This is a genomic window from Streptomyces sp. NPDC001634 (assembly GCF_040298185.1).
In the GTDB taxonomy this organism is placed as follows: domain Bacteria; phylum Actinomycetota; class Actinomycetes; order Streptomycetales; family Streptomycetaceae; genus Streptomyces.
The window spans coordinates 1-1,684 of record NZ_JBEOZU010000221.1 but is presented as its reverse complement, the minus strand read 5'-3'; the positions used below and the strand labels follow the sequence as shown (position 1 = coordinate 1,684).

Sequence of the window (1,684 nt, the reverse complement as noted above, 5' to 3'; positions counted from 1 at the left end):
GCAGAAGGCAGTCAAGCGGAACAAGCGGGCAATCAACCGCAAGCGGAGTTAGAAGCACTTAAAAGTGAAATTAAAGCCTTAAATGATAAAATAAAAGGACAAGAACAATTAAATAATCAAGTTTCTAAAAAATGGTATCAATTTTGGAAGTGACAAAAAGCCTATAAAATGAGATTTTAGGCTTTTTATAATACAAGTGGCATAATTCTACTCAAAACCATTTAAGAGGGCTTAAAAGGCAAAACATGAGCTTCAAGCATTAAAGGGAGTGAAAAATTCATTTTTCAATTTCTTTAGTGCTTTTTCGTTGGTTTGCTCAACGACAGGAGCATTATTTTTTACAAAGTAAAAAATAGAGTTTTTTCAAATCTCAAATAAAAAAGTCCGCTCTTAAATTTTAAAGCCCAAAAATTTCAGATCCGACTTGTTTTATTGTTTACTCATCAGAATTTTCAACGGACTAAATTTCAAAATCATCATCACGTGCTTTGTGTTTTGGACTTTGATTTTTTTGATAGGCGTCTAATCGCTGTTCTGATTTTTGATAGTATTGAATGTTTTTATCGACTTTATATAAAGTATCTCTTAAATCATCACGTTCAAGTTTTAGATTTTTTATTGTATCTCTGATAGTGGTATCTACATAATCTAAACTTTTGTTTTGTTCGACATACTCTATAATCTTTGTATTTAATTTATCTAATTGCTTTTCTGTTTCTTGATAGGTGGCTTTTAAGTCCTTTCCTATGGTTTCAAAACTTCTATCAAAACCAAGTCCTTGACTAATCAAGAAATCGAACTCATGAAAGACTTGTTTGAGTTTGATATTGGCATTGTCAGAATAAAGAGGGACATTTCCACTTTGTCGTTGTAGATTTTTAGCAACAGTTGTTCCATACATGATTTTATGGTTTGCCGGACTTTTCTTATCAAGATAAGAAAATCGGTCTTTATTTTTGATAAAGACTTGATAATCGCCATTTTCTAATTTATCGACACAACGTGCAGGTATCTTTATTGTCGCTTCTTTATCTAAAGCAGTATCAATCGTTACGTATAAAAAATTTTCAGTTTCTTTCTCAATTTGCCAATCTTCTACCAAAATTGAAATTTCTTTTTCTTGTCCTTTTTCTTGAATGCTTTCTTTGTCTTTCCAAAGTTTCACGACTTCCTCAACTGAATAACCAATGGTATTTTTTTCTATCCGTTCTTTGAGATTTTCTTTTAAAAATTTATCATTTTTTAAACTTCTATCTCTAATTTTTTTGGTTTGCTCGCTTCCCTCTAAAAGATAAGTGGTATATTTTTTTGTGTCGTCCACTTTTAAATTTAAGGCTCTTGCTTTTGTTTTAAAATCTTCCCAAGTGTGAGAATGGTTCATTAAAAATTCAAGTTTGTTTTTAATCTCTTTTCGGTAAGAATTTTGAGCAAGATAGACCAAATAATTTTTGTGAGAGTTTCCTAATTTTTGTTCAGGACGGACAATAATTTTACAACCATATTCTTTAGAAATTCTATCAGAAATTTCTTTCAATCGTTCTAAATCATTTTTGTTTTGTTGAAATTTATTTAAAGTTAAAGGGTCAGTTGCATTAAGCACAATATGATTATGGAGGTGTGGCTTATCGGTATGAGTAGCAATAATAAATTCCGCAGAATTTCCGAGATATTCTTTCATGGTTTT

General features: G+C 30.4%; 1 protein-coding gene. It reads right to left on the bottom strand.

The features are described 5' to 3' along the window. Positions 1-460: 460 nt before the first annotated feature. Positions 461-1,684: relaxase/mobilization nuclease domain-containing protein (locus ABT186_RS47650; RefSeq protein ID WP_351930684.1), on the bottom strand; the 1,224-nt coding region annotated here is incomplete at its 5' end.